Annotated in this window: 25 protein-coding genes; 15 read left to right on the top strand and 10 right to left on the bottom strand. The window is 58.0% G+C overall.

The window, feature by feature from the left end:
* Positions 1 to 67: 67 nt before the first annotated feature.
* Together aztB and aztA are read right to left on the bottom strand one after the other, a co-directional pair.
* Positions 68 to 934 carry a zinc ABC transporter permease AztB gene (gene aztB / locus BLM14_RS03220; protein WP_099998062.1) on the bottom strand — a complete coding sequence of 289 codons (867 nt, stop codon included), beginning with the start codon at positions 932 to 934 and terminating at the stop codon, positions 68 to 70.
* 3 nt (positions 935 to 937) lie between these two features.
* Positions 938 to 1,810 carry a zinc ABC transporter ATP-binding protein AztA gene (aztA, locus tag BLM14_RS03215; protein ID WP_099998061.1) on the bottom strand — a complete coding sequence of 291 codons (873 nt, stop codon included), beginning with the start codon at positions 1,808 to 1,810 and terminating at the stop codon, positions 938 to 940.
* A 197-nt stretch (positions 1,811 to 2,007) separates the two neighbouring features.
* Between aztA and BLM14_RS03210 the strand changes: the two genes are divergently transcribed.
* Positions 2,008 to 2,412 carry a Fur family transcriptional regulator gene (locus tag BLM14_RS03210; RefSeq protein WP_099998060.1) on the top strand — a complete coding sequence of 135 codons (405 nt, stop codon included), beginning with the start codon at positions 2,008 to 2,010 and terminating at the stop codon, positions 2,410 to 2,412.
* Positions 2,413 to 2,449: 37 nt separating this feature from the next.
* Here the strand turns inward: BLM14_RS03210 and BLM14_RS03205 are convergent, their stop codons facing one another.
* Entirely contained in the window at positions 2,450 to 3,142 is a 693-nt protein-coding gene (locus BLM14_RS03205) for a TetR/AcrR family transcriptional regulator (protein ID WP_099998059.1), read from the bottom strand.
* Positions 3,143 to 3,387: 245 nt separating this feature from the next.
* Here BLM14_RS03205 and BLM14_RS03200 point away from each other — a divergent pair, with 245 nt between their 5' ends.
* From BLM14_RS03200 to BLM14_RS03165, 8 genes are all read left to right on the top strand, one after another.
* Positions 3,388 to 4,566, top strand: coding sequence for an HlyD family secretion protein (locus BLM14_RS03200; RefSeq protein WP_099998058.1), 1,179 nt, complete (start codon positions 3,388 to 3,390; stop codon positions 4,564 to 4,566).
* A gap of 27 nt (positions 4,567 to 4,593) precedes the next feature.
* On the top strand, positions 4,594 to 6,183 hold the full coding sequence (locus BLM14_RS03195; protein ID WP_099998057.1) for a DHA2 family efflux MFS transporter permease subunit: 1,590 nt from the start codon (positions 4,594 to 4,596) through the stop codon (positions 6,181 to 6,183).
* Between the two features lie 391 nt (positions 6,184 to 6,574).
* Positions 6,575 to 7,678, top strand: a complete 1,104-nt coding sequence (locus tag BLM14_RS03190; RefSeq protein ID WP_099998056.1) for an ABC transporter substrate-binding protein — start codon at positions 6,575 to 6,577, stop codon at positions 7,676 to 7,678.
* 177 nt (positions 7,679 to 7,855) lie between these two features.
* Positions 7,856 to 8,761, top strand: coding sequence for an ABC transporter permease (locus BLM14_RS03185; protein ID WP_099998055.1), 906 nt, complete (start codon positions 7,856 to 7,858; stop codon positions 8,759 to 8,761).
* On the top strand, positions 8,758 to 9,549 hold the full coding sequence (locus BLM14_RS03180) for an ABC transporter permease (RefSeq protein ID WP_099998054.1): 792 nt from the start codon (positions 8,758 to 8,760) through the stop codon (positions 9,547 to 9,549). Before BLM14_RS03185 ends, BLM14_RS03180 begins: the two co-directional genes overlap by 4 nt.
* 15 nt (positions 9,550 to 9,564) lie before the next feature.
* A complete protein-coding gene (locus BLM14_RS03175; protein ID WP_099998053.1) occupies positions 9,565 to 10,632 on the top strand; it encodes an ABC transporter ATP-binding protein in 1,068 nt (355 codons plus the stop codon).
* A gap of 71 nt (positions 10,633 to 10,703) precedes the next feature.
* Positions 10,704 to 10,973: a type II toxin-antitoxin system Phd/YefM family antitoxin gene (locus BLM14_RS03170; RefSeq protein ID WP_099998052.1), complete on the top strand. Its 270-nt coding sequence runs from the start codon at positions 10,704 to 10,706 to the stop codon at positions 10,971 to 10,973.
* On the top strand, positions 10,970 to 11,359 hold the full coding sequence (locus BLM14_RS03165) for a type II toxin-antitoxin system VapC family toxin (RefSeq protein ID WP_099998051.1): 390 nt from the start codon (positions 10,970 to 10,972) through the stop codon (positions 11,357 to 11,359). The genes BLM14_RS03170 and BLM14_RS03165 overlap by 4 nt, the downstream gene beginning before the upstream one ends.
* Before the next feature lie 168 nt (positions 11,360 to 11,527).
* Here BLM14_RS03165 and BLM14_RS03160 read toward each other — a convergent pair whose 3' ends face one another.
* From BLM14_RS03160 to BLM14_RS03140, 5 genes are all read right to left on the bottom strand, one after another.
* Positions 11,528 to 12,694 (bottom strand): iron-containing alcohol dehydrogenase, encoded by a 1,167-nt coding sequence (locus BLM14_RS03160; protein WP_099998050.1) that lies wholly within the window; start codon positions 12,692 to 12,694, stop codon positions 11,528 to 11,530.
* 20 nt (positions 12,695 to 12,714) lie between these two features.
* Entirely contained in the window at positions 12,715 to 14,100 is a 1,386-nt protein-coding gene (locus tag BLM14_RS03155) for an aldehyde dehydrogenase family protein (protein WP_099998049.1), read from the bottom strand.
* Positions 14,101 to 14,137: 37 nt separating this feature from the next.
* On the bottom strand, positions 14,138 to 15,508 hold the full coding sequence (locus BLM14_RS03150) for a glutamine synthetase family protein (protein WP_099998048.1): 1,371 nt from the start codon (positions 15,506 to 15,508) through the stop codon (positions 14,138 to 14,140).
* A gap of 81 nt (positions 15,509 to 15,589) precedes the next feature.
* Positions 15,590 to 17,143, bottom strand: coding sequence for an amino acid permease (locus tag BLM14_RS03145; protein WP_099998047.1), 1,554 nt, complete (start codon positions 17,141 to 17,143; stop codon positions 15,590 to 15,592).
* A 71-nt stretch (positions 17,144 to 17,214) separates the two neighbouring features.
* The gene (locus BLM14_RS03140) at positions 17,215 to 18,030 is read right to left on the bottom strand and encodes an N-formylglutamate amidohydrolase (protein WP_099998046.1); all 816 of its coding nucleotides are present in this window, start codon (positions 18,028 to 18,030) and stop codon (positions 17,215 to 17,217) included.
* Positions 18,031 to 18,175: 145 nt separating this feature from the next.
* Here BLM14_RS03140 and BLM14_RS03135 point away from each other — a divergent pair, with 145 nt between their 5' ends.
* The 3 genes from BLM14_RS03135 (at position 18,176) to BLM14_RS03125 (ending at position 21,331) form a co-directional block, all read left to right on the top strand.
* Complete coding sequence (locus BLM14_RS03135; RefSeq protein ID WP_100001006.1) at positions 18,176 to 19,009, top strand: MurR/RpiR family transcriptional regulator; 834 nt, start codon at positions 18,176 to 18,178, stop codon at positions 19,007 to 19,009.
* Positions 19,010 to 19,123: 114 nt separating this feature from the next.
* On the top strand, positions 19,124 to 20,542 hold the full coding sequence (gene gndA, locus BLM14_RS03130; protein WP_099998045.1) for an NADP-dependent phosphogluconate dehydrogenase: 1,419 nt from the start codon (positions 19,124 to 19,126) through the stop codon (positions 20,540 to 20,542).
* Between the two features lie 171 nt (positions 20,543 to 20,713).
* Positions 20,714 to 21,331 (top strand): alpha/beta hydrolase, encoded by a 618-nt coding sequence (locus BLM14_RS03125; RefSeq protein WP_099998044.1) that lies wholly within the window; start codon positions 20,714 to 20,716, stop codon positions 21,329 to 21,331.
* A gap of 51 nt (positions 21,332 to 21,382) precedes the next feature.
* Here BLM14_RS03125 and BLM14_RS03120 read toward each other — a convergent pair whose 3' ends face one another.
* Both BLM14_RS03120 and odc2 read right to left on the bottom strand, forming a co-directional pair.
* Entirely contained in the window at positions 21,383 to 21,997 is a 615-nt protein-coding gene (locus BLM14_RS03120) for a GNAT family N-acetyltransferase (protein ID WP_099998043.1), read from the bottom strand.
* A gap of 84 nt (positions 21,998 to 22,081) precedes the next feature.
* Positions 22,082 to 23,215, bottom strand: coding sequence for an ornithine/lysine decarboxylase (odc2, locus tag BLM14_RS03115; RefSeq protein WP_099998042.1), 1,134 nt, complete (start codon positions 23,213 to 23,215; stop codon positions 22,082 to 22,084).
* Between the two features lie 541 nt (positions 23,216 to 23,756).
* Here odc2 and BLM14_RS03110 point away from each other — a divergent pair.
* The 3 genes from BLM14_RS03110 to BLM14_RS03100 all read left to right on the top strand — a co-directional run bounded on the left by BLM14_RS03110 (position 23,757) and on the right by BLM14_RS03100 (position 26,571).
* A complete protein-coding gene (locus BLM14_RS03110) occupies positions 23,757 to 24,941 on the top strand; it encodes an amidase (RefSeq protein ID WP_099998041.1) in 1,185 nt (394 codons plus the stop codon).
* 1 nt (position 24,942) lies between these two features.
* The gene (locus BLM14_RS03105) at positions 24,943 to 25,842 is read left to right on the top strand and encodes a LysR family transcriptional regulator (RefSeq protein ID WP_099998040.1); all 900 of its coding nucleotides are present in this window, start codon (positions 24,943 to 24,945) and stop codon (positions 25,840 to 25,842) included.
* A 69-nt stretch (positions 25,843 to 25,911) separates the two neighbouring features.
* Positions 25,912 to 26,571 carry a DUF1007 family protein gene (locus tag BLM14_RS03100; protein WP_099998039.1) on the top strand — a complete coding sequence of 220 codons (660 nt, stop codon included), beginning with the start codon at positions 25,912 to 25,914 and terminating at the stop codon, positions 26,569 to 26,571.
* Positions 26,572 to 26,574: the final 3 nt, after the last annotated feature.

Raw genomic sequence — 26,574 nt, 5'->3', positions numbered from 1 at the left:
GACTTTTGGGTCCATGAGCACCGGAAGCGGAGAAAAGTGCCATTTGCAGGCCGTCATGGTTTAAATCCTAAGCTGTTCTGTGGCGATGCGGGCGCAAGCGGGTATTGAGAATACCGCGTGAGCCGACGAGGATTGAACCGAGGTAAATTGCGCCCGCGGAGAGGATGATCGCAGGCCCGGATGGTACGGCGAAATGATAGGAGACCAGCAAGCCCACCGTGCAGGAGACGCAACCGATGATAATGGCCAGCGCGCACATGGGGCCCACCCGCGATGTCCAGAAACGCGCGGCAGCTGCCGGCAGCATCATCAACCCGACCGCAAGCAGGGTGCCCAGCGCCTGAAAACCGCCAACGAGATTGATGACCACCAGCGCCAGAAAGATGAAATGGACGGGCGTCCCGATCCGGCTCACCGAGCGCAGGAACAGCGGGTCAAGACATTCCGCAACGAGCCCGCGCCAGAAGATCGCCAGCGTCACGACACTGATTGCGGAGATCATGCCGATCAGGCTCAGCGCTTCATTGTTAAGCGCAAGAACCGTCCCGAAAAGCACATGCATCAGATCGACATTCGACCCGCGCAGCGACACGATAAGGACGCCGAGCGCCAGTGATATCAGATAGAACGCCGCCATTGAGGCGTCTTCCTTCTGGATGGTGAAGCGCGATACCGCACCCGCGCCGAGCGCCACGATGACACCCGCGACCAGACCGCCAATGGTCATCGGCACGATCTGCAGACCATAGAGCAGGAACCCAACGGCAGCACCTGGCAGGATCGCATGGGCCATGGCGTCCCCGGCCAGGCTCATGCGCCGCAGCATCAGGAAAACGCCAACCGGGCAGGAGCCAAGCGCAAGCGCCAGCGAACCGATAAGCGCGCGCTGCATGAAACTATAGTCGACAAAAGGCGCGATCAGATAATCATACATGGATCAGGCCGCCCCCTGCTTCAAGCCGTTTTGGGGACCGGTGTGATCATGATCGTCGCCGTGATGGTGATCATGATCGTGATGCTGGTGGCCATGGGAATGCGCATGATCGTGGCCGTGATCGTGCAGTGCCGCATGCGCCGCATCGTCCTCGCACCACGGCGCACCTTCTTCCCACGCTTCATGGAATTGCCGGGCATGCAGCAGATTTTCCGGCGCCAGGGTTTCGCGCGAAGCACCCCAGGCAATCGGCTTGCGCGCCAGGAGCAGCGTTTCGGGAAAATGTTCGCGTACAAGATCAAGATCGTGCACGACCACCATGATCGTGCGCTTTTCGCCGTGCCAGCGCTTGATCAACTCGATCAGGTCGCTGACCGTCTTGGCATCGATCGCGTTGAATGGTTCGTCGAGCAGAATGAGATCGGCATCTTGCACCAGCACCCTCGCAAACAGGGCGCGCTGCAATTGCCCGCCGGACAAAGTGTCGATCGGGCGCTTTTCGAAGCCGGCGAGACCGACGCTCATCAGCGCTTTCGATACTTTTTCCCGGTCATCGGATGTGAAGCGGCCAAGCAATCCGCGCTTCGGCCAAAGGCCAAGCGAGACGAGATCGACGACGCGCGCCGGAAACGACCGGTCAAGCTCCGACTGCTGCGGCAGATAGGCGATGCGCACGTCTTTCTCGACGATGCAGGAGCCCGACATCGGCTTCAGAACGCCAACGATACCCTTCATCAAGGTCGACTTGCCCGAACCGTTGGAGCCAACGACGGCTGTCAGCGATCCGCGCCGGATGCTCCCGCTCAAATGATGAACGGCCGGGTGGCGATGATAGCCCAGCGTCAGATCGCGAAAAGTCAGGCATGGTTCGGTCATTCAAATATCCGCATTCTGCGATACTTCAGGGCAGGCGACACGCCGTTGGCCTGTGGCGCAGCTTGCCATTTCGATATGTGATGTTATTACATTAGTCAACAATGGCAAATTTGAGAACGGCGAAAATTAATCTATCCACTGGCGGGAAAGACAAATCTTTCCTATCTCTTGTCCATCACCAAGGAGCGCATACGGCAATGACATCGACGCAGGAGCTGACAAAAAACCAATCGCTGGTTTTCAACGCATTGGCCCGCGCCGATGGGCCGCTCAGCGCCTATACGATCCTCGACCAGCTACGCGGCGATGGCTTTCGTGCCCCGCTGCAGGTGTACCGCGCCCTCGACAAATTGCTCGACTACGGCATGATTCACCGGCTCGAAAGCATCAATGCTTTCGTCGCCTGCTCTCATCCGCACAGCCATAGCCACAGCCATGGCATGATTGCCTTTGCCATTTGTGAAAAATGCGGTCAGGTCTCGGAATTCTCGGACGATGTCATCACCGGGCGTGTCCGCGAATGGACCACCAGCAACGGGTTCAAGCAATCGAAGACAACCATCGAGATTCGCGGCGTTTGCGCCAACTGCGGAACAGCCTGAGTCGCTCGTAGACAGCTCGGGCGACCATCAAGGTGAATCAAGGTCGTCGATATGCCTTCAGGAAAAGATCAACACCGGACGTCACCGTCTTACGGATCAGTTCTTGCGAGGGGGCACGGTCCATGCATCCGAACAAGCGCTTCTTGAACATGCCGGACATGAAAAGGTCGGCCAACTGATAGGTGGCAAGCTCCGTGTCAGCGATATCCAGCCTGCCTGCAGCGACATGCTTCTCCAGAAGCGCCCGCATCAAGGCCTGCCCGCGCTTTGGGCCTCTTTCATAGAAATCGCGGCTCATCGACGGCATGCGCTCCGCAACGCCGATCACCACGCGCTGCGCGCGAATGACAACGTCGGATGTAACCACAGTCGCCAGGGCGGTGCCAAACTCGATCAGCGCGTCGCGGATATCGCCATCGCTTTCGAGTGAGTGGTAGATATCGGCGAACAATATCTCGCGGTAATGGTTGCAGAGCTCCATGAAGAGCTCTTCCTTGCTATCGAAGTAAACGTAGATCGTGCCTTTGGATACGCCCGCTTCACGCGTTATGTCGTTCATGCTCGCAGCATCGAATCCCATCTGCGAAAAAACGCGATTGGCACCCTCGAGTATCTGCTGACGCTTGGCCGGATCCTGACCCGCTCCCAGGCGGCTCGGGCGTTCAGCCTCCATGAAATCCGCATCTGATGCTGTCGTCGATGACACAACGGATGACTTAGTAGATGACATTTTAACGCAGTTTCCTCATTTTTCGATTCTTTTTCGAACCAATCGGTTCGATCCCCTTGATATGCGCCCCCGATTGCGCTAAGTCAACGATCGAACCGATTGGTTCAATCACTTTTCCCTTACTGCGCCGTGCGTCGTTTGGGACGCACGAGGACGTGTAACAAGTTGAGTGGCGCATAATCCTTGCCAAAAATCGAAGGGATTTTTGGGGTTATGCGCTGAATGTCACTAGAAAGAGCCATCAAATGTCCGTGTCGAAAGCAACGAATGAAGCTGAGATTCGTCAGTTTCCAGCCCCGGCTCCTGCTTCAAAAGCTGAAGCACCAACAAAGATCGAAGCTCCGCAACCCGATGTTACAATCAAGACACCCGCTCCGCCCAAGCGCTCGGCAAAGCGCTTCGTGCTGCCTGTTTTGATTATAGCAGCGGTTGGCGCAGGCGCCTGGTACGGCCACGAATGGTGGACAACCGGCCGCTTCATGGTTTCGACCGACGACGCCTATATCCAGGGCGATATCACGGCGATTGCACCGAAAGTCACCGGTTATATTGACAAGATCAATGTCGTCGCCAATCAGCAAGTGAAAGCCGGTGATCCCCTGATCACGCTCGACAATGGCGACTACACGATCGCAGAAGAACAGGCCGAGGCGCAGATCGCCACCCAGAAGCTGTCGCTCGACCGCATCAATGCCCAGACCGAAGCTGCCAAGGCTTCGCTGCAGCAGGCGCAGGCCGGCAAGCTCGCCGCGCAGGCCGTTCTGACCAATGCACAGGCTGCATCCGTGCGCGCCAACCAGCTGCATGCCACGCGTTTTGCCTCGCAATCACAGCTTGACGATGCGACTTCGGCCCTAGACCAGGCAAAGGCCAATATCGCATCCGCAGATGCACAGATTGCCACTGCGGTTGCCAATGTCGGCGTGCTCGAAGCGCAGTACAAGGAAGCCGAAGGCACCGTCAGGTCGCTGCAGCTTGCCAAGGACAAGGCCGCCCGAGATCTCGGTTTCACTGTGATCCGCGCTCCAGTCGATGGCGTAATCGGCAATCTTGCGGCGAAGACGGGCGATCTCGTCAGCCCAGGCCAGCGCCTCGCCGCCCTTGTTCCTGTCAACGCGCTCTATATCGACGCGAATTACAAGGAAACCCAGCTGCGTGACATCGTTGTCGGCCAGAAGGTTGGGGTTCGCGTTGATGCGCTGTCCGGCGATACGTTTGAAGGCACGGTTGCATCGGTAGCCCCCGCTTCCGGTGCGGTCTTCTCGCTCCTTCCGCCGGAAAACGCCACGGGCAACTTCACCAAGGTCGTTCAGCGCGTGCCGGTTCGTATTGCCCTGCCTGCCGACGTTCTGGCAAGCGGCAAACTGCAGGCTGGCCTGAGCGTTGTTGTCGACGTCGACACACGCACGACACCGGCCAAGTAGCACCAACCTCCAGACAGGCCGAAGATCATGTCGAACGCCACCACTATTGGAAATCCGGCAGCACCCGCTGTTCCGGACGACCGGATCGATCCGAAGAAAGCCATCGCCTTCCTGGCGATGGTGTTCGGCATGTTCATGGCCATTCTCGATATCCAGATCGTCTCGGCGTCGCTCGCCGAGATCCAGGCGGGCCTGAGCGCAAGTTCCGATGAGATTTCCTGGGTTCAGACCTCCTATCTGATCGCCGAAGTTATTATGATCCCGCTGTCGGGGTTCCTCGGCCGGCTCGTATCGACACGCATTCTCTTCTCGGTCTCCGCCGCGGGCTTCACTGCCGCCAGTGTCCTTTGTGCCACGGCAACGAACATCGACCAGATGATCGTTTACCGCGCCATCCAGGGTTTTATCGGCGGCGGCATGATCCCGAGCGTCTTCGCGGCAGCCTTCACGATCTTTCCGCCGTCAAAGCGCTCCATCGTCTCGCCGATGATTGGCCTGGTCGCAACGCTTGCGCCGACGATCGGACCAACCGTCGGCGGATACCTCAGTCATGCGTTCTCATGGCATTGGCTCTTCCTCGTCAATGTCATTCCCGGCATTGCCGTAGCGATCGCCGCCTGGAACCTGATCGATTTCGACAAGGGCGACCGCTCGCTGCTCAACAAGTTCGACTGGTGGGGCCTTGCCGCCATGGCAGCCTTTCTCGGCTCGCTTGAATATGTTCTGGAAGAAGGCCCGCGCAATGACTGGTTGCAGGACCATGCCGTTTATTATTGCAGCATCGTCATGGTCATCGGCGCCGTCACATTCTTCTACCGTGCCTTCACGGCGGAACAGCCTATTGTCGATCTGTTTGCATTCAAGAACCTGAACTTTGCCTTCGGCTCGGCCTTTTCCTTTGTTCTCGGCATCGGCCTCTATGGCCTGACCTATATCTATCCGGTCTATCTCGGGCAGATCAGAGGCTACGACGCGCTGATGATCGGCGAAGCGCTCTTCGTTAGCGGCCTTGCCATGTTCATGACAGCACCGGTAGCCGGCTTCCTCTCCGGCCGCATGGACCCGCGCATCATGATCATGCTCGGTTTCCTCGGCTTTGCCGCCGGCACCTGGACCATGACGCATCTGACCGCCGACTGGGATTTCCATGAATTGCTGATCCCGCAGATACTGCGCGGCTGCTCGCTGATGCTGTGCATGGTGCCGATCAACAATCTGGCTCTTGGCACGCTTCCACCCTCGCGGCTCAAGAACGCCTCCGGCCTGTTCAACCTGATGCGCAACCTCGGCGGCGCGGTTGGGCTGGCAGTGATCAACCAGATCCTGACCGATCGCGGCGCCATCCACTATGCCCAGCTTTCCGAGAACGTCCACTGGGGCAATCCGGAAGCGGAGGACATGATGGCCACCATGGCGCAGAATTTCGCGTCGAAGGGCCTTGACGGACCGGCGACCGCGCTCAGCAAGATCTCGGGCATGGTCCACCAGCAGGCGCTCCTGTTGTCGTTCATGGATGTTTTCTACATCCTGACCATGCTGTTTGCCTCGCTTGCAATCTTTGCCATCATGATGCGCAAGCCCGGTGCGCCAGCTCCCGGTGGCGGTGGCGGACACTGAGAATTCAAAGCGTCCAGCAACAGAATCTTAAGCGAAATTCCAGGGAAAACCCTTAGCCCCCTAATTTAAATTCTCGGGGCTAAGGGCCATCCTGTTGAAGACATTGTCGCAATCAGATAAATGCGACATTCATTATTCGGCTAACTGCCGCACCCACCAATATTTTTGTCGCTATTAAAGCAATACAAAGAGGGGTTAACTCCCCAGAAGATTTACCCTTTGGCTGAATTGCTAAGCCGCGAAAAAAGTGGTTCACTCCCCTCCACTGCTCAGGAAAACGACGTTCACGGCCTCGTCATCGGTCTGTCATCCAACTGACACGAGACACCTATATCGGGATGCTGACGTCGAAACAGAGCCAATGACGTATCGCTTAAAAAGGGGTGTTAAAATGGTTGGATACACAAAACGCGCGCTCGCACTGTCGACAGCTCTGCTGTTCGCGGGCACAACAATTTCATTCGCTGACGCACCGGCAGAACTGGTCGAAGCCGCGAAGAAGGAAGGCTCACTCACAACGATCGCCTTGCCACATGACTGGTGCGGTTACGGCGACGTCATCGCCGGCTTCAAGGCCAAGTACGGCCTGGAAGTCAATGAGCTGAACCCGGACGCCGGTTCGAAGGACGAAGTCGAAGCGATTAAGGCGAACAAGGATAACAAAGGTCCGCAGGCACCTGATGTTATCGATGTCGGCCTTTCTTTCGGCCCTGACGCCAAGAAAGACGGTCTGACACTGCCTTACAAGGTTTCCACCTGGGATTCGATTCCGGAGAATATCAAGGACGCAGAAGGCCATTGGTATGGTGACTATTATGGCGTCATGGCACTTGAGGTGAACACCGATATCGTCAAGAACGTCCCGAAGGACTGGGCTGACCTGCTCAAGCCGGAATATGCCAACACTGTTGCGCTTGCCGGTGATCCGCGCGCGTCGAACCAGGCGATCCTTGCCGTACAGGCTGCTGGCGCTTCGACCGGTGCAAAGCCTGGTGCCGAAGCTGCCGAAGCTGGTCTGAAGTACTTCGCCGATCTGAACAAGGCTGGCAATTTCGTTCCGGTTATCGGCAAGTCCGGCACGCTCGCCCAGGGTGCAACGCCCATCATCATCACTTGGGACTACAATGCCTTGTCCGGTCGCGACACACTCAAGGGCAATCCGCCCGTTGAAGTTGTTGTACCCGCTTCCGGCGTTCTCGCCGGCGTCTACGTTCAGGCCATCAGCGCCTATGCACCGCATCCGAACGCCGCCAAGCTCTGGATGGAGTACCTCTATTCCGATGAGGGCCAGATTGGTTATCTGAAGGGCTATTGCCACCCGGCACGTTTCCAGGACCTGGTGAAGAGCAACAAGGTACCGAAAGAAGTTCTCGACAAGCTTCCGCCGGCGGCAGCCTACGAGAAGGCATTCTTCCCGACGCTTGATGAACAGGCAGCCGCTAAGGACGTCATCACCAAGGGCTGGGACAAGGTCGTTGGCGCCAACGTCAAATAAAGTCTGACTGTTGTATCCCCGCGGAGCTATCCGCGGGGATTCCTGTTTTGCCGGGGTGCACCGTGCTAATTTGTGCACGAAACGGCGGTCTGGACGAATTGATGGTCGGGTTGGCTTGCCGCGCAACTGCGCAGGAAGCAACCTTGTGAAACCTCGAAAGCGGTCTCTAATACACCCATGAGTGTGATTTCAGAAACTACTCCCGCAAGTCCGGCTGTCTCGCCTGCACCGGAGCGCAAACGTCTGTCGCTCGACTGGTTGGGCGTAATGCCGTTCATGATTTTTGCCATGATGTTCCTGGTACTGCCAACGATTTATCTCGTGGCAGGCGCCTTCCAGGATGCGGCAGGCAACCTTACCCTTGCCAATCTCATCAACCTTTTCCAGCCATCAATCCGGGATGCCTATTGGATTTCGATCAAGATATCACTGGCTTCGGCATTGTTGGGCGCATTCATCGGCTTTTGTATCGCTGCTGCGGTCGTTCTGGGCGGCCTGCCAAGCTGGATCCGCTCGCCGCTGATGACCTTTTCGGGTGTGGCATCGAATTTCGCGGGTGTTCCCCTCGCCTACGCCTTCCTGTTCACACTTGGACGCACTGGCCTCGTCACCTACCTGCTGGTCAATATTTTCGGCTTCAACCTTTATGCTCACGGCTTCAATCTGCTGAGCTTCTGGGGCCTGACGATCACCTATCTCTACTTCCAGATTCCATTGATGGTTCTCATCATAACCCCTGCCCTTGATGGCTTGAAGCGGGAGTGGAAGGAAGCGGCGCTCATTCTTGGCGCGACCGGCCCGCAATACTGGCGCATGGTTGCATTTCCTATTCTGTGGCCTGCCCTGCTTGGTACCATTCTATTGCTGTTCGCCAATTCCTTCGGCGCCATCGCCACGGCATATGCTCTCACAGGATCATCCCTCAGCATCGTGCCGATCGTTCTTTACGCGCAGATCCGGGGCGACGTCTTGCAGGATCCGCAACTTGGTTATGCCCTGGCCTTCGGCATGATCGTCATCACCGGCGTTTCCAACGGCATCTACATCTGGATGCGCGCCCGCAGCGAGCGGTGGCTCAAATGAAGACAAATCGCTTCTGGTCCTGGATCGCGCTCGCCTTCGGCATTCTCTATTTTGTGCTGCCGCTTCTTGGCCTGCTGGAATTCTCGTTGCGCATGCGGCGCGGCACCTATTCGCTCGACGCCTATTGGGTGGTCCTGACCGACCCGGGATTTCAGGCGACATTCGCCTATTCCGTCGTGATGGCAATCGCGACCATCATTGTTGGCGTCGTTCTCGTTGTCCCGACTGCCTATTGGGTGCGTCTGCGGCTGCCAGGTTGGCGGCCCTTCATCGAGTTCATCACGCTTCTGCCACTGGTTATTCCGGCAATCGTCATCGTGTTTGGCTACATCCGGCTCTACAACACCTCTTCGATCCTGCCTCTGACCGGGTCGGCGATGGGCACGAACATCCTGCTGTGCCTCGGATATACGACGCTGGCCTTGCCCTATATGTACCGTGCCGTGGATACGGGACTTGGTGCCATCGACATCCGCACGATGACCGAAGCCGCTGAAAGCCTCGGAGCAAGCCGGATTACCATCATGTCGCGCATCATTCTTCCCAATGTGCTTGTCGCGGTTCTGTCCGGCGCCTTCCTGACCTTTGCAATCGTCATTGGCGAATTCACCATGGCGGCGCTGCTGAATCGGCCGGCATTTGGCCCATTCCTGCAGTTGCTGGGCGCAAATAGGGCCTACGAACCTGCAGCGCTCTCCGTCATCGCCTTTGCCATCACCTGGGTCTGCATGGGCCTGATTCAGATCGTCACCCGCTTCAACAAATCCCTCGCTGCGACCAAGCGTTAAGCCGGAATCCCACTCATGTCATTTCTCAGCATCAGCCATTTGAAAAAGAGTTTCGGAGCCACCACCGTCGTTCACGATTTCAATCTGGACATCGAGAAGGGTGAATTCATTTCCTTCCTCGGACCGAGCGGCTGCGGCAAGACAACTGTCTTGCGGATGGTGGCTGGATTTGAAACACCGACTTCCGGCCAGATCAGCATTGGCGGCAAGGATGTCGTCAACCTGAAGCCGAACCAGCGCAATATTGGCATGGTGTTCCAGGCCTATGCGCTCTTCCCCAATATGACGGTGGCACAGAATGTTGCCTTCGGCCTGAAGGTTGCCAAGAAGCCGCAAGCGGAGATCAATGCGACCGTGCACGAAATGCTGTCGCTGATCAAGCTGGACCATCTCGCCGAACGCTTCCCCTACCAGTTGTCAGGCGGCCAGCAGCAGCGCGTGGCGCTTGCCCGCGCACTTGCCACCAAGCCGCAGGTGTTGCTCCTCGACGAACCACTCTCAGCTCTCGACGCAAAGATCCGCGTTTCGCTGCGTGAGGAAATCCGGGCGATCCAGCGCAAGCTTGGCATCACCACCATTTTCGTGACCCACGACCAGGAAGAAGCGCTGTCGATCTCCGACCGCATCGTCGTGATGTATGAAGGCAATGCCGAGCAGGTCGGTGCCCCATTCGAGATCTACAACCAGCCGTCCTCGCGTTTCGTCGCTTCCTTTGTAGGAACGCTCAATACGCTGGATGCCACCGTACGCGATGCCGCAGCTGGGCTCATCAGCATCGATGGCAAGGATATCGCCATCGACCGGACGCGCCTCAATGGCCACAAGACCGGCGACAAGATTTCACTCGCCGTCCGTCCGGAAGCCGTCAGCCTCGGCGAAGCCACCGACAAACGCGAGACGACGCTCGACGGCAAGATCAACAGCGTGCATTTCCTGGGGTCGGTCATCCGGATCCGCGCATCGCTCGGTGAGAATACCGTCTCCTTCGACACCTTCAACAACCCGAGCGCCCCGCCGCCGGAACCCGGTGAGAACGTCAAGGTCAGCCTTTGCGCAAAGGACCTGCTGGTCTTGGGGCATTAGCAGATCAAACTTGTACTGTTCTCATAAAGCATGCTATTAGCTAGACTATATTAGCTAATGGGAAAATGAGCATGCTCACCATCAATATGCACGATGCAAAAACCAGATTGTCGAGCTTGGTCGAGGGTCTGGAGGCTGGCCGTGAGAATGAGATTGTCCTGGCGCGCAATGGAAAGCCCGTTGCTAAACTTGTTCCATATACCGCCCCCAAGCGCTTTGGGGCGGCAAGGCATATTCTTGCCGGCCTGAACCTGCCGATGACTGTGGAGGAATTCAACGCAGGCGATGCGGAAATCGCCGCAGATTTTGAAGCAAGCGCGAAGCAAGACATCTTTCCATGAAGGTCTTGCTCGACACACACATTGCGATCTGGATTGCGGGAGGCGCCTCAAATGCTTCCGAAAAAATCAGGAATATCGCTGACGATGCGGAAAACACCCTATATATTAGTGCTGCAGTCCTCTGGGAAATTGCCATCAAACATGGCAAGGGGCAGCTGGCTCTTCATCCACTTGAAGCAAGATCGTCATTTCATCAAACAGGAATGATTGAACTTCCAATAACTGCCGACCATACATTAGCACTCACATCCTTGCCCCAATATCCTGATCACGCAGATCCATTTGACCGGATAATGATCGCCCAGGCGCTCTACGAAGCCATGCCGTTACTGACCGCTGACGAGAAACTCTGGCGCTATCATGCAACACTCGTCATACCCGCATAACAGCCTATCCAGAGCATTTCCAGGAAAAGTGTGAAGCGGTTTTCCGTCCGGAAATGCGTAAAAACAAAGAGATAGAGCGCCTCCGCGACTCTTTTTTAAGCGGAAGCGCTCTGGGGCATCAAAAAAGGCGCTGTTTCCAGCGCCTCATTCGATAGGCAAGCCTCGCAGCTACCCCGCAATCGCCTCATCCAGCAGCTTCAGTGCTGCCTTCTTCGTCAACTTGACCGGATTGCCACCGGCCGTCGGATCGACAATGGCCATGTCGGCAATCAGCTCTTTCTGCTTCTTCGTCATGTTGAGGTCCTTGATCAGACCCGGCAGCGTGTGCGGCACCTTTAGCTCCTTGCGCAGCTTGATCACCGACTTGGCAAAGCCGTCGAACCCGCCCTTGATGCCAATATAGCTGGCAAGGCGCGCAATGCGCTCTTCCACTGCATCGCGGTTGAACGCCAGCACATAGGGCATGAACACCGCATTGGTCATGCCGTGATGCGTGTCGTAGAGCGCACCGATCGGATGCGACAGTGAATGTATGGCGCCTAGCCCCTTCTGGAAGGCCGCGGCGCCCATCGCAGCGGCGCTCATCATATGCGCCCGGGCCGTCAGATCCTTGCCATTCGCGTATGCCTTCGGCAGGTTTTCGAACACCAGCCGGATACCTTCAACAGCAATACCATCGGCCATTGGATGATAGCCCGGCGCACAATAAGCTTCGAGGCAATGCGCCAGCGCATCCATGCCGGTACCGGCGGTGATGAATGCCGGCATGCCAACCGAAAGCTCCGGATCGGCGATAACCACCGCCGGCAGGAGTTTCGGATGGAAGATCACCTTCTTCGTATGGGTCTCCTCATTGGTGATCACACCGGCGCGCCCAACTTCCGAACCCGTCCCGGCCGTCGTCGGTACGGCAATGATCGGCGCGATCGCGTCGCTGTTGGCGCGTGTCCACCAGTCGCCGACATCCTCGAAGTCCCACACTGGCCGCGTCTGTCCCGCCTGGAAGGCGATCAGCTTGCCAAGATCGAGCGCCGAGCCGCCGCCGAAGGCGATGACCCCGTCATGCTTACCCTTCTTGAACACCGCGATACCGGCCGTCAGGTTGGATTCGACCGGATTGGGCTTCACATCCGAAAACACGCCGTAGGGCACCTTGGCGTCGTCGAGGATTTTCAGCGTGCTTGCCACGACAGGCAGCTTGGCAAGACCCGGATCGGTTACGAACAGCGGCTTCTTGATCCCCGTCGCTTCCAGAACCTCCGGCAGTTCCTTGATGCGCCCTGCGCCAAAGCGGACGGTGGTCGGATAGTTCCATTTGGAAATGAGTTTGCTCATGTCATGTCTCTTTCAGGAAATTAGATCTGTTCGCGCAGGTGATAAGACTTGGGTCTCGTCAGATTGCCGTAGCCGATGGCCGACATGGCGGCACCTTTGCCCGTCTCCTTGACGCCGGTCCACACCAGCGCCGGGTCGATATAGTCGCAGCGGTTCATGAACACCGTGCCAGTCTCTATCCGGTCGCCGATATCCGCCGCATGGTCAGTATCGGTGGTCCATAGCGACGCCGTCAGGCCATACTGGCTGTCATTCATCAGCGCCACGGCTTCCTCGTCGTTGCGCACCTTCATGATGCCGACAATCGGGCCGAAACTCTCCTCGCGCATGACGCTCATCTGGTGATCGACGCCCGTCAGCACTTCCGGCGCGAGATAGGGAGAACCAGCCTTGTCATTGGCAACGCTCATATTGACATGCGCCTTGGCGCCCTTGCGCAGGGCTTCCGCCTTCTGTTCACGCACGAGATCGGCAAAACGTGTTTGCGCCATCGGCCCCATCGTCGTTGACGCATCGAGCGGGTTGCCGACGACATATTGCTTGGTGAGGTCAATGAAGCCATCGACGAAGCGGTCATAGACCTTTTCGTGCACATAGATACGCTCGATGCCGCAGCAGCACTGGCCGGAATTGAAGAAGGCGCCATCGACGAGATTGGCCACGGCATGGTCGAGATTGACGTCCGGCAGCACATAGGCCGGGTCCTTGCCGCCAAGCTCGAGCCCAAGCGTCATGAAGGTTCCGGCAGCGGCCTTCTCGATGGCGCGGCCACCGCCTACTGAGCCGGTGAAATTGACGTGGTCGATACGCCCCGAACCCAGCAGCTTTTCTGTCTGGCCGTGGCTCAGCACGATGTTCTGGAAGACGCCCTTTGGCAGTCCGGCCTTCTCGAAGGCCTGGGCAAAGCGCTCGCCAACGATAAGCGTCTGCGCCGCATGTTTCAGGATCACGCTGTTTCCGGCCATCAGCGCCGGGATGATCGTGTTGACCGCGGTCAGGTATGGATAATTCCACGGCGCGATGACCATGACGACGCCGAGCGGCGCATGCTTGATATAACGGCGGAAGCCTGGCCTGTCATTCTCGGCCACGGGAGCCAGCGCCTGTTCGGCGATCCTGACCATATAGCGTGTACGCTCTTCAACACCGCCTTTTTCGCCGCCATAACGCACCGGCCGCCCCATCTGCCAGGCGATCTCGGGAACGATCTCGTCATTCATGGCGAGCAGCGCGTCGAGCGCCGCAAGGCAAAACCGGCCTCGCTCCGCAATGGTCGTCTGTGCCCAGTCCGCTTGCGCCTGTTTCGCCGATTCAACAGCGGCGTCAATGGCCTTGTCGGTTGCGATGGGACGTTCCGCATAGACGGAACCGTCGATCGGGGTAATCAGTTTGACCGTCTCGGTCATGGCAAAACCTCTAGGCTATTTATGTGAGTTTCGTTCTTCAATACCGTTCGAAGCCGCGATGCAACTCCCAGTCGGTCACCCGGCGGTCATATTCGAACTGTTCCCATTTGGCCGTATGCACATAGTGCTCGACCACGTCTTCGCCCAGCGCCTCTTTGAGCATCCTCGAGCGAGCGAGCGTATCCGTCGCATCCCGCAAGGTCTTGGGGATTTCCTTCAAACGTGTCCCGCCATAGGCATCGCCCTGGAATGGCGCACCAAGTTCCAGCTTCTCGTCGATCCCGGCAAGGCCGGAGGCGATAAGTCCGGCGAAGGCGAGATAGGGGTTGAGGTCGGCACCGCCGATGCGGCACTCGATGCGTATACCCTTGGTTCCCTCGCCGCACAGGCGGAAGCCTGCGGTGCGGTTATCGAGGCTCCAGACGTTCTTTGTCGGCGCAAAGGTGCCTGCTTGAAAGCGCTTGTAGGAGTTGATGTAGGGCGCGAGGAAGTAAGTGAAATCATCGGCATATTTCAGCTGCCCCGCCACCCACTGCCGCATCAGCGGCGACATGGTGTGTTCGGCCTTCTTGTCGAAGAACAGCGGCGTCTTGCCGTCCGCGCTCCACAGGGAGTTGTGGACATGGCTGGAACTTCCGGCGAGCGAATAGTCGTACTTCGCCATGAAGGTGATCGCCTTGCCCATCTGGGTGGCGATTTCCTTGCAGCCATTCTTCATGACCACATGCCGGTCCGCCATTTCCAGAGCTTCAGCATAGCGCACATTGATCTCCTCCTGGCCGGGGCCCCACTCGCCCTTGGAATTCTCGACGGGGATACCCGCATCGAACAGGCCATTGCGGATGGCGCGCATGACCGCGTCTTCCTTGGTCGTCATCTGGATCACATAGTCCTGGATATAGGGCGATGCGGTCGCCATGCCTTTCCAGTGCTTGGCACGGGCGGTCTCGTAGGTTTCGTCGAAGAGATAGAATTCCAGCTCCGAGGCGAAATAGGCGAGATAGCCGCGCTCCTTCAGCCGGGCGAGCTGCCGCTTCAGGATAGCACGGGGAGAGTGAGCAAGATCTTCATGGTGGTGGTGGTCAAGAATGTCGCAAAGAACCAGCGCGCATTTCTCAAGCCATGGAATATGGCGGATGGTGGACAGGTCGGGCTTGATGACGAAATCGCCATAGCCCTGTTTCCAGCTCGCCGCCTTGTAGCCCGGTACAGGCTCCATATCGATATCGTTGGCCAGCAGATAATTGCAGCCATGCGTTTCGTCATGCGCGGATTCAACGAAGAAATTCGCGTGGAACCGTTTGCCGATCAGGCGGCCTTGCATGTCGACGAAACAGGCCAGAACCGTATCAATCTCGCCATTGGTCACGTGGCGCTTTAGTTCGTCGAAACTCCAATGTCCGGGCATATTTTTTCCTCAGGTAAAATGTCGATCCAGGGCAAAATAAAAGGGGCGACCCGCCGAAGCCGGTCGCCCCTGTTTCTGAAATCAGGATGTTTCGCCGACTGCCTTTTCCGCAGCCGCAATGACGGCCTGTCGCTTGGCAATGATGTCACCGAGCGGCGGGCCCTGGAAGCGGCGCTTCTCGAAGCCAAACCAGACGATCGCTGTCAGGATGAAGAATCCGACGGTGATGTAGAGCGCCCAGTCATTTGGCGGCTGGATACCGATGATGAAGATCAGGATCATCGACAGGATCGACAGGATGGCAAAGAGCGTAAAGACACCGCGCCCCATGTTCCACGGGCCCATCTTGTCCCATTTCGGCGTTCCCCATGCCAGAAGACCAAGTACGATCGGCACGGTGAAGGAGAGGAACAGGAAGATGACCGTGCAGGACACGACGATCGTATAGGCCGAAGTGCCTGCAACGGAAACCAAAGACGAACCCCAGACGAAGAGCACCGACAGGACAGCCGATGTCCAGATGGCCGCCACTGGCGTGCGGTAGGTCGGGCTGACTTTCGAAAGTACACCGGACGCGGGCAGGCCGCCATCACGCGAGAAGGCGAAGATCATGCGCGATGCCGATGTCACGGTGGCAAGGCCGCAAAGCAACTGTGCCAGGAAGACGACGAGATAGACGAATTCCTTGAGGCCAGTGCCGACCCGCTGGTCAAAGGCCCAGAAGAACACGTTCCAGCCCTGCTTGGCGGCCTCGTCCATGTTCGGGATCATGAGCACGAATGAGGCCAGGAACAGGTAGCCGAAGATCGCCGACCAAACTACCGACATGACCATGGCGCGCGGCACGGAGGTCGCTGCTTTCAGGGTTTCCTCCGAAGTATGAGCCGAGGCATCGTAGCCGGTGATCGTATAGATCGGCAGCAACAGCCCGAGCGCGAACACCCACCAGTTCGAAACCGCTGGCCAGACATTGCCGCCCGCCTCGCCGGAATAGTTCTGGAAAGTGAAGAGCCTGCCAAAATCCCATGTTTCGGCGGAGAGCAGACAGACGACCGCAATGAGGATCGATCCGAAGAAGATCAGGTAACCGGAAAAATCGGTAAGCTTCGCCGTCAGCTTGATCCCGAGATGGTTGATCAACGCCTGTGCACCGGTGATGATGATCAAGAAGATCGTCTGCGTCGTAATGTTGTTCTCGATGCCGAGCGTTGCGCCGAATGCACCGACGAAGAACGTCCACGTGCCGACATTGATGGCACCAAGCACGGTGATAAGGCCGAGCAGGTTGAGCCAGGCCGTCACCCAGCCGGTACCGCGATTGCCGAGGATCGAACCCCAGTGATAGAGGCCGCCCGCGGTCGGATAGGCCGAACTGATCTGTGACATGGCAACCGCGAAGGTCAGCGAGACGAAGCAGCCAACCAGCCAGCCAATGCCGATGCCGATGCCGCCAGCGCCCGATGTCGCCTGCGCCAACGAATTGATACCGCCGGACAGGATGCAGATGATCGAGAATGAAACTGCAAAGTTCGAAAAGCGGCTGAGGCGCCGCTCCAGTTCCTGGGCATAGCCCATGCCGTGGAGGACCTTCATGTCCTCCGATTTGTCCGTTTCCGAATAATCCTGGTGTGTCATCACGTTCCCCTGTTATTCTTGATAGAGTTACAACGTCGATAGCAGCCGCCCGTCAGAGCAAAAGAAATGCTCTAGTTCCTGTTTGCCGTTTCCCTTTTTGATATCCCCGCTTTTCCCGCAAGCGGCTTTGGTATGATGTTTTTGAGAAGGCTTGAGAGTGTATCAGCCCACGTCTTCTCCTCTTGTGGCGTGATGATGAGATCATTGCGGATCTCGATCATCACAGCCGGCAATCCAAAGGCAGAAGCGTGCCGCTCCAGCGTATAGTAAACACGGTCTGCCGGTGAATAGGGTTCGTTGATGCCGACGTTGAATTGATTCAACGCCTGCAGCCCCGCGATCAAGGGGGCTGCAATCCGGTCATCCTCGTCATGAATGATACCGATATGCCACGGGCGTTCCATGCCGCGATAGATTGGCGTGTAGGAATGCACCGCCACATAAATCGGCTCCGGCAGGCCCTTGCTTGCCCGTTCCCGTGCCAGTTTTTCGATGGCCGCGTGATACGGCCTGTGCGAAAGCGCAATCCGCTGCTGCTTCGCAGCCTCGTCGAGATTGACATTGGCGGGAATGATCGTGACTTCGCTCAGCGACGGAACGAGGTCCGGCGCATTGAGCGGGCGGTTGCAATCGACGATGAGACGGGACACGCGGGATTCGACCAGTGGCGCATCAAGCCGCTGGCTCATGACTTCGCTGACGCCAAGCGCTCCTGGATCCCACGCGATGTGTTTCTTGAGGTCGTCCGGCTGAAGCCCCAGCGTGTCAAAGCCTTCGGGAATGTAATTGGAGGCATGATCACACAGAATGACGAATGGTCCGCGCCCGTCGGGGTTCGACACCCGGACAGGACTCCAGTCATGCTCCACTGCCTGCGACAATCCCATATTGCCCTCTTTGGCAATTGTACTTTACGTTACATTTTGTATTTTTATTTCCACTCTCGTATGATTTGATACACAACAAATAAAATTGTCAAATCCGAAAATGCGTTTTGCCGGATTCGGTCATGGCTTGGATGGGGAAACACCGATGAACACCAGCATTTCCGAGCTGATCGCCGAGAAAATCGACGCCATGTCGGCATCGGAGCGCAAGGCCGCTCAGACGCTCATTGCCAATTACCCATTGATCGGTTTGCGAACCGTTGCTGAATTTTCGACTCAGGCCGGTGTGAGTTCACCCACCATATTGCGCTTTGTCTCCCGGCTCGGCTTTCAGAGCTATCCGGAATTCCAGAGTGCCTTGCAGGAAGAGCTCGCCGCGCAGGTACAATCGCCATGGAACCGGGCTGCAACGATCCAGCCATCCAGGAATGGGCCCACATTCCCGCTCATGGAAGCTGCGATCGAAAACATCCGCGAAACCTTCCAGCACCTCTCGGTGCAGCAAATTGACGACGTTACAGATGCAATCAGCCGCAACCGCGCGCGTATCTATCTCCTTGGCGGGCGATTTACCGATCCGATCGCCCGATACATGGCTGCCCACCTCAAGATCACCCGCCCCGGCGTGACGCATCTGGTCGGACAGGAAAGTCACTGGCGTGACCAGTTGATCGACATGGGAAAGAAGGACGTGCTGATCATATTCGATATCCGCCGCTACCAGGACAGTCTTATCCGCTTCGCCGAAAAGGCGCAGGCACGCGGCGTCGAGATCATCCTTTTCACCGATCAATGGCTTTCACCCATCGCCCGTTTCGCCCGCCATGTCATTGCGGGACGCACCGCCGTTCCCTCGCCATGGGACTCCTCCGCAACGCTTTTCCTTGTGGCCGAAACCCTGATCGCCGAGGTGACACGAAAGCTGGAGAAGAGCAGCGCCAACCGCATCCGCGATATGGAACAGCTGCGTGATAATTAGACTATATGCGCATCTAACCATTGCCGCTGGTGCCCATTGATATACAAATGCTCTTCCGGACTCAGAGGTCGCTCACGACCGAGGCCCGTATCGAAATTATCAAGGACCCAAATCATGCAGCAAGCTGACATCGGATTGATCGGCCTTGGCGTCATGGGCGCCAATCTGGCGCTCAATATCGCTGAAAACGGTTATCGCATCGCGGTTTTCAACAGGACAGTGGTAAAGACCCACGAGTTCTACGAAGAAGCAGGTTCCCTGCAAGACAAGATCATTCCGTGCGAAACGCTGGAAGAGTTGGCCAAGAACATCCGCGCGCCACGCCCGATCATCCTGATGGTCAAGGCTGGTGAAGCGGTCGACGAACAGATCGCCGCATTGAAGCCGTTCCTCGCCAAGGACGACATCATCATCGACGCGGGCAATGCCAATTTCCATGACACGATTCGCCGGCTCGCCGAACTCGGACCCAATGATCCGACATTTGTCGGCATGGGCGTTTCCGGCGGTGAGGAAGGCGCACGTCATGGCCCGTCGATCATGGTCGGCGGTACGCCCGAATCCTATGCCCGCATCGAGCCGGTCCTGACGGCAATTTCGGCGAAGTATGAAGGCGAATCCTGTGCCGCCCTGCTCGGTCCCGATGGCGCCGGCCATTTCGTCAAGACCATCCACAACGGTATCGAATATGCCGACATGCAGATGATCGCCGAAGTTTATGGTGTGCTGCGGGATGGGCTTGGTCTTTCTCCCCAGGCCATCGGCAAGATTTTCGAGGAGTGGAACGCAGGGCCGCTAAATTCCTATCTGATCGAGATCACCGCCAAGGTGCTGCTGGCGACCGACAAGAAGGCCGGCAAGCCTGCCGTCGACATCATCCTCGATAGCGCTGGCCAGAAGGGCACAGGGCGCTGGGCCGCCATCGAGGCGCAGATGCTCGGCGTTCCGGCGACCGCCATTGAGGCTGCCGTCGCCGCCCGCTCGATCTCATCGCTCGTCAAGGAGCGCAGCGAGGCTTCGAAAGCCTATGGCGATCTCGATGCCGCCAGGCTTGCGAATAGCGATGCCGCATTCATCGACACGCTGGAACAGGGTCTTCTCGCTGGCAAGATTGCCGCCTATGCGCAGGGTTTCGACGTCATGGCTGGCGCGTCTAAGGAACATGGCTGGAATATTCCGCTCGCCACAACGGCGCGCATCTGGCGTGCGGGTTGCATCATCCGCTCGCAGTTCCTTGACCAGATCGCTGCGGCTTTCGAGGGTAGCGAAGGCAAGAACCTCCTGCTGGTCCCCGCCTTTGTCGAACGTATGAAGGCCGGTTCGAAGTCACTGCGCCAGGTCGTTGCCCAGGCATCCCATGCGGGTCTGCCGACCCCGGCACTCTCAGCGGCGCTGAATTATTTCGACGGTTACCGCCAGGCACGCGGCACGGCCAATCTGATCCAGGCACAGCGCGATTTCTTCGGTGCGCATGGTTTCAAGCGTCTCGACGCGGAAGGCGACTTCCACGGTCCTTGGTCGGACGTTGGTTGAACTCGTCAATAATTCGTCTATCTTCTGCCGCGATTGTCTACGGGGCAGCGACAATGCATCAAGCGGGAGGCGGGTTTAACAACGCCATCTCCCGCCGCATATGTGGGGCATGCAAAACGAAACCAATGAGAGTACGGACGCACGAGGCGCTCCGTACCGGAGAGGTTAGACATGTCGGACAATAATTATCAGTATCGCGTTCATAGGGCGGAACAGCCGGGCAGCCCGCTCCTGTTCGTTTTTCATGGCACGGGCGGCGACGAAAACCAGTTCTTCGATTTCGGCCGGCAGCTGTTGCCGCACGCCGGAATCGTGTCGCCGCGCGGCGATGTCTCGGAGCATGGCGCGTCGCGCTTTTTCCGCCGCACAGGTGAAGGCGTCTACGATATGGACGACCTCGCAACCCGCACCAGAGCCATGGCGGACTTCATTCGAGCCCACAAGGAGAGCGCGAAAGCCTCCAATGTGCTCGGTCTCGGCTATTCCAATGGCGCGAACATCCTGGCATCCGTGTTGTTGTCGCAGCCGGATCTGTTTGACGAAGCGGTCTTGATGCACCCGCTGGTTCCATGGACACCGGCACCGCAACTCGGCCTTGCCGGCAAGCGTGTCCTGATCACAGCGGGCCGGCTCGACACCATCTGCCCGCCCGCGCTAACACAATCCTTTGCGGATTATCTGATCTCGCAAGGGGTCGAGACCGATCTTTTCTGGCATTCCGGCGGTCACGAAATCCAGCAGGGCGAAGTGAAAGCGATCGAAAATTTCGTTCGCGAAAATGTCCGTTAAACAAAAACCGGCCCGAATGGGCCGGTCCTTACTCTAGAGATCAAAGGTCTCTTACATTGAGAAACGCAGCGACACAGGCAGTACCCTCATCGCCCGCGATGAGCGCCGGCCCCGTGGCGTGAGCAATCCGTGCGCACCATCAAGATGGCCTTGCTTCAACTCCAGCGCCAGGAAACGGCGGCGCTCGACCGGACCAGGCATGGCAAGGCCGGACGTGTTCGCACCGCTGAAACCGAAACGCTCGTAATATTCCGGATCGCCCACCAGGATGATCGCGCCGTGGCCGAGGCGTGCAGCCTCGGCTGTCGCATGATGCATCAGTGCCGCGCCGATGCCCTGCCCCTTGACCGAAGGATCGACAGCCAAAGGCCCAAGCAGGAGCGCACGTACCGGCTTGCCTGCCGCGTCGTGTCCGGTCTGGATGTCCCAAAGGCGCACCGTGCCCAGCAATGTGCCGTCTTCGCCGCGCGCGACAAAGGCAAGGCCAGCGGAAGGCAGCCGGCCGCGCCGCAGCTTTTCCGAAGACTTGCGGCGGCGGCTTGTCCCCATGGCGCGGTCCAGCAAAGCTTCGCGCGCCCGTTCGTCCTGCGCGGTTTCGTTGAGGATGATGCAAGCCTGCGATCCATCCGGATGCAGGTTCTGTTCGATGAAGTCTACTGCGCTCATTGTCTTGACCAATCAATCATAAGGTGCGTCAACGCCGCCCGACACGAGAGGCCGGGACAGCTTTTGCGACAGGGCAAAAGTCCCTTAAATTACGTATGATCGGAGTGGTTCAAACCCGTTGAAGGCAACTGCCGAATAGGTTGTGGTGTAGGCGCCAGTTCCCTCGATCAGCACCTCATCGCCAATGGTCAGCGATATGGGGAGCGGATAGGGGTTCTTTTCGTACATCACGTCGGCCGAGTCACAGGTCGGGCCCGCAAGGACGCAAGGCTCGCTGCGGTCGCCATCGCGCGGCGTGGTGATCTGATAGCGAATCGCCTCGTCCATCGTTTCGGCGAGGCCGCCGAACTTGCCGATGTCGAGATAGACCCAGCGCACATTGTCGTTGTCGGCCTTCTTCGACACGAGAACGACTTCTGCCTTGATCACACCGGCATTGCCGACCATACCGCGGCCCGGCTCGATGATGGTCTCAGGCAGGCGATTGCCGAAATGCTTGCTCAGCGCCTGGAAGATCGCCTGGCCATAGGCCTGGGCGGTCGGCACGTCCTTGAGGTAACGGGTCGGGAAACCGCCGCCCATATTGACCATCTTCAGCGTGATGCCTTCCTTGGCGAGCGTATCGAAGACCTGCTTCGCATCGCCGAGTGCACGGTCCCAGGCGGCCAGATCCGTCTGCTGCGAACCGACATGGAACGAAACGCCATAGCTGTCGAGGCCGAGCGTCTGCGCGGCACGCAACACGTCGACGGCCATTGCAGGAACGCAGCCGAACTTGCGTGACAGCGGCCATTCGGCACCGGCACCGTCGGTCAGGACGCGGCAGAACACGCGCGAGCCGGGAGCTGCGCGGGCGACCTTCTCGACTTCCTCGACGCAATCCACGGCAAAAAGACGAATGCCGAGCTCGAAGGCGCGGGCAATGTCGCGCTCTTTCTTGATCGTGTTGCCGAAGGAAATGCGGTCAGCCGTCGCGCCGGCATCGAGTGCCATTTCGACTTCGGCAACCGATGCCGTGTCGAAGCTCGAACCGAGAGAAGCGAGCAGACGCAGGATTTCCGGCGCAGGATTGGCCTTCACCGCATAGAAGATCTTCGATTCCGGCAGGGCCATCTCGAAATTATGAAAATTCTCCCGGACCACCTCGAGATCCAGCACCATGCAGGGGCCGTTCGGGCGTCGGGTATTGATGAAGTCGAGGATGCGCTGTGTAGCCATCTTGGGTCTCCAATCCGTAGCGGCACTTCCGGCCGCCTTAAGCAAGTCGCGGTTTCACGGGGTGCGCCCGATGGACCGCAGGGACAAAGTGCGTGAGTCGGTCCAGCGCGAGGCCAGCCTTTGGAGATGCTGGAACCACGGGAAAGATTCATGCGGCGGTGGATCGACGCTAAAGCCAGCGTAAATCCGCTTTGTCTGCCTTGGTTTGGATGAACCCATCCGCACTACCGGCAATGAAGGTGTGCCTCTTCAGTAATCCCGGCTTATGGACAGCCGGAAGACACCAGAAAGGCCCGCACCGTCGTTGCTTCAGATGTCCTCAGCTTGGCAGTAGGCCGACAAACTGACTGGAGGGGTTAGTTCCAGGTACCATACCGTTTCCTCACCATAATGAAGATCGGCGGACACCCATGGGCACGTGCGACTTTGGGCAAGGGCCATATAAGAGGAAAGATGTGTCCAATCAATGAAAATAATGGGGCAACGCGAATTTTTTTATTCATTGAACAACGAGGGGGAAATGGCCTAGAATCATTGAACGATGAGCACAATTCCGCCCCTGAATGCCCTTTTGGATTTACCGACGGTTAACCTTCCTTCGGGCAAGGGCCCGCTGACCGGCGAGACTTTGGCGGTAAAGGACATATTTGACATCGCCGGCCTCGTCACAGGTGGCGGCAATCCGCAAAAAAGTAGCGAATCACCTGCAGCGACAAGGACCGCGCCCGCGGTGCAAGGCCTGCTCGATGCCGGGGCGCGCTTCATCGGCAAGAGCCAAACGGACGAGCTCGCCTTCTCCATGATGGGCCAGAACGCGCATTTTCCGCACCCGGTCAATCCAGCGGCGCCGGACCGCGTCAGCGGCGGCTCGTCCTCGGGTTCTGCGTCGGCCGTCGCGGGTGGTCTTGCCACCATCGCGACAGGCTCGGACACGGGAGGCTCGATCCGCGCACCTGCGAGCTTCTGCGGCCTCGTCGGGCTCCGCACAACCCACGGGCGCATCTCGCTCGAAGGGACATTGCCGCTCGCCCCTTCCCTCGACACTTTCGGCTGGTTCGCCAAGGACATTGCGCTCTATGAACAGGTTGGAGCGATTCTGCTTGGCGCGGACGCTTACGATTTCAAGCTCGATCGTCCGCTGTTCATTCCCCTGCTCGAACATCTGCTCATCGGCGAAGCGGAAGATGCGGCCTACAGAAAAATGTACGCGACCGTCTGCGCTCATCTCGGGCAGGCGCGTTCGGCCCGCCAGCCTACGGCATCCATGGACGATCTTCATCTCTGTTTGCGGCAGATCCAGGGTTTCGAAGCCTGGGCGGCCCATGGCGCATGGATTTCGGCAAAAGAGCGAAACCTCGGCCGCGCCGTCAAGGAGCGGTTCGAATATGGTTCGACCATTGATCTCGCAACCTATAAGGCACAAAAGAAGCGGCGCGATCTGTTCCGCAACGAGCTGGCGGACCTTCTGAAGGATGACGGCGTCATGGTCATGCCAACAGTCCCGAGCGCCGCTCCGCTCGTCTCCACCTCCTTTGACGATTCGCAGGCCTATCGCGAACGCTGCGTCCGCCTGTTCTGCCTTTCCGGCCTCTCCGGCTTCCCCCAGATCACGTTGCCGCTCGGACAGGTGCATGGCGCGCCGTTCGGCATTTCCCTGCTTGGACCAAAAGGCAGTGACCGTGCTCTGATCCGGCTTGGGCGCGATATATTGAAAAGGGCGACTTGAGATGGACACGCTCACCCGCATGCGCGCCTTTATCGACGTGGTCGAGGCGGAAGGGTTCTCGGCCGCGGCGCGCAAGATCGGCCGGTCAAAGGCGCTTCTGTCCAAATATGTGCGCGAGCTTGAAGACGAGCTCGGCGCGCTGCTCCTCAATCGCACCACACGGCAATTTTCGCTGACGGAAGCGGGTCATACCTACTACCAGCGCGCCAGCGAGATCCTGCGCGAGGTGGAGAGCCTGCAGGAAGCCGTGCGGGAATCGAGCACCGACATCAAGGGCCGCATCAAGATATCTGCACCCCGCACCTTCGCCGACGCGGATATTGGCCAGTGCCTCGTCGATTTCTGTGCCGAACAGCCGGATATCATTCTCGATGTGCGGCTGGATGATCGCTTTGTCGACCTTGTCGAGGAAGGATTCGATCTCGCCATCCGCATCACCCGCATGCAGGATTCGTCCCTCATCGCCAAGCGCATTGCGCCCTTTCACGTCATCGTCTGCGCTTCACCGGAACTGATCGAGCGCGTGGGCAAGCCGGCGCGGCCGGAACAGCTTGCTGCCTTGCCCTGTATCGTCGACACCAATAACCGTTCGCGCAATGCATGGCAGTTTCACAATGATGATGGAGCGCCGCTTTCGGTGCAGGTGTCAGGACCCATCGAAATCAACAGCCCGCTTTCAACGCGGCGGGCGGCGCTTGCCGGTCTCGGCTTTGCCATACTTCCCGATTTCATCGCGGAACGGGACATTGAAAGCGGCGAGCTGGTCGGCGTTCTTGAGGGATTCACGCCGCGCAATGCGGGGATCTATGCCGTCTATCCACACCGCCGCTACCTGCCGGCCAAAGTGCGGGTTCTGGTCGATTATCTGGCCAAATGGTTCAAGGACAATCGCAAGGTCTGAATATGTTATATCGTCCCAATTTCGCCAAGTTCGGGATGTCCTGTGCGACAACTCACTAAAGGGTCGTTCATGCACCAAAGATTCGTGGTTTTCATCGGCGCACTTGCGGCGGGATTGACCTTCGCCACACCGGCTTATGTGCATCCGCACGTCTTTGCCGAAGCCCGCCTTGACATCACCATCAAGCCCGATGGAACCGTCGAGAAACTCGGCCATGTCTGGCGCTTTGACGATCTTTTCTCCTCAACGGTGCTGGTCGAGTTCGACAAGAACGCCGACATGAAGCTCGATGAAAAAGAACTGGCGGATCTTGCCAGCACCATCAACGAGTCCATCTCCGAGTACGATTATTTCCAGACAGTCATGCTCGATGGCAAGAACATCGTCATGGCGGCGCCGGCGCATCTGATGGCCGATTTCCAGAACAACCAATTGCTGATCATCTTCGAGAGCACGCCAAAACAGCCGCTCAAACTCGGCAAGAAAACCAGTTTCGGCGTATACGACCCGACCTTCTATACGGCCATCGACTATGTGAACGACACCGACATCCACGTAGCCGGTTTGCCGGGCGGCTGCACGCAGACGGTTGTGCGCCCCGACCCCGATCAAGCCATCGCCGCCAATCAGGCGACCCTGACCGAAAGCTTCTTCAACGATCCGACCGGCACCAACATGTCGAAGATATTCGCGACGCGGCTGGAAATCGAATGCGCCAAGAAAGGGTGATCT

This window comes from Phyllobacterium zundukense (assembly GCF_002764115.1).
Taxonomy (GTDB): Bacteria; Pseudomonadota; Alphaproteobacteria; order Rhizobiales; family Rhizobiaceae; genus Phyllobacterium; species Phyllobacterium zundukense.
This window is presented reverse-complemented; position numbering and strand designations above follow the sequence as displayed.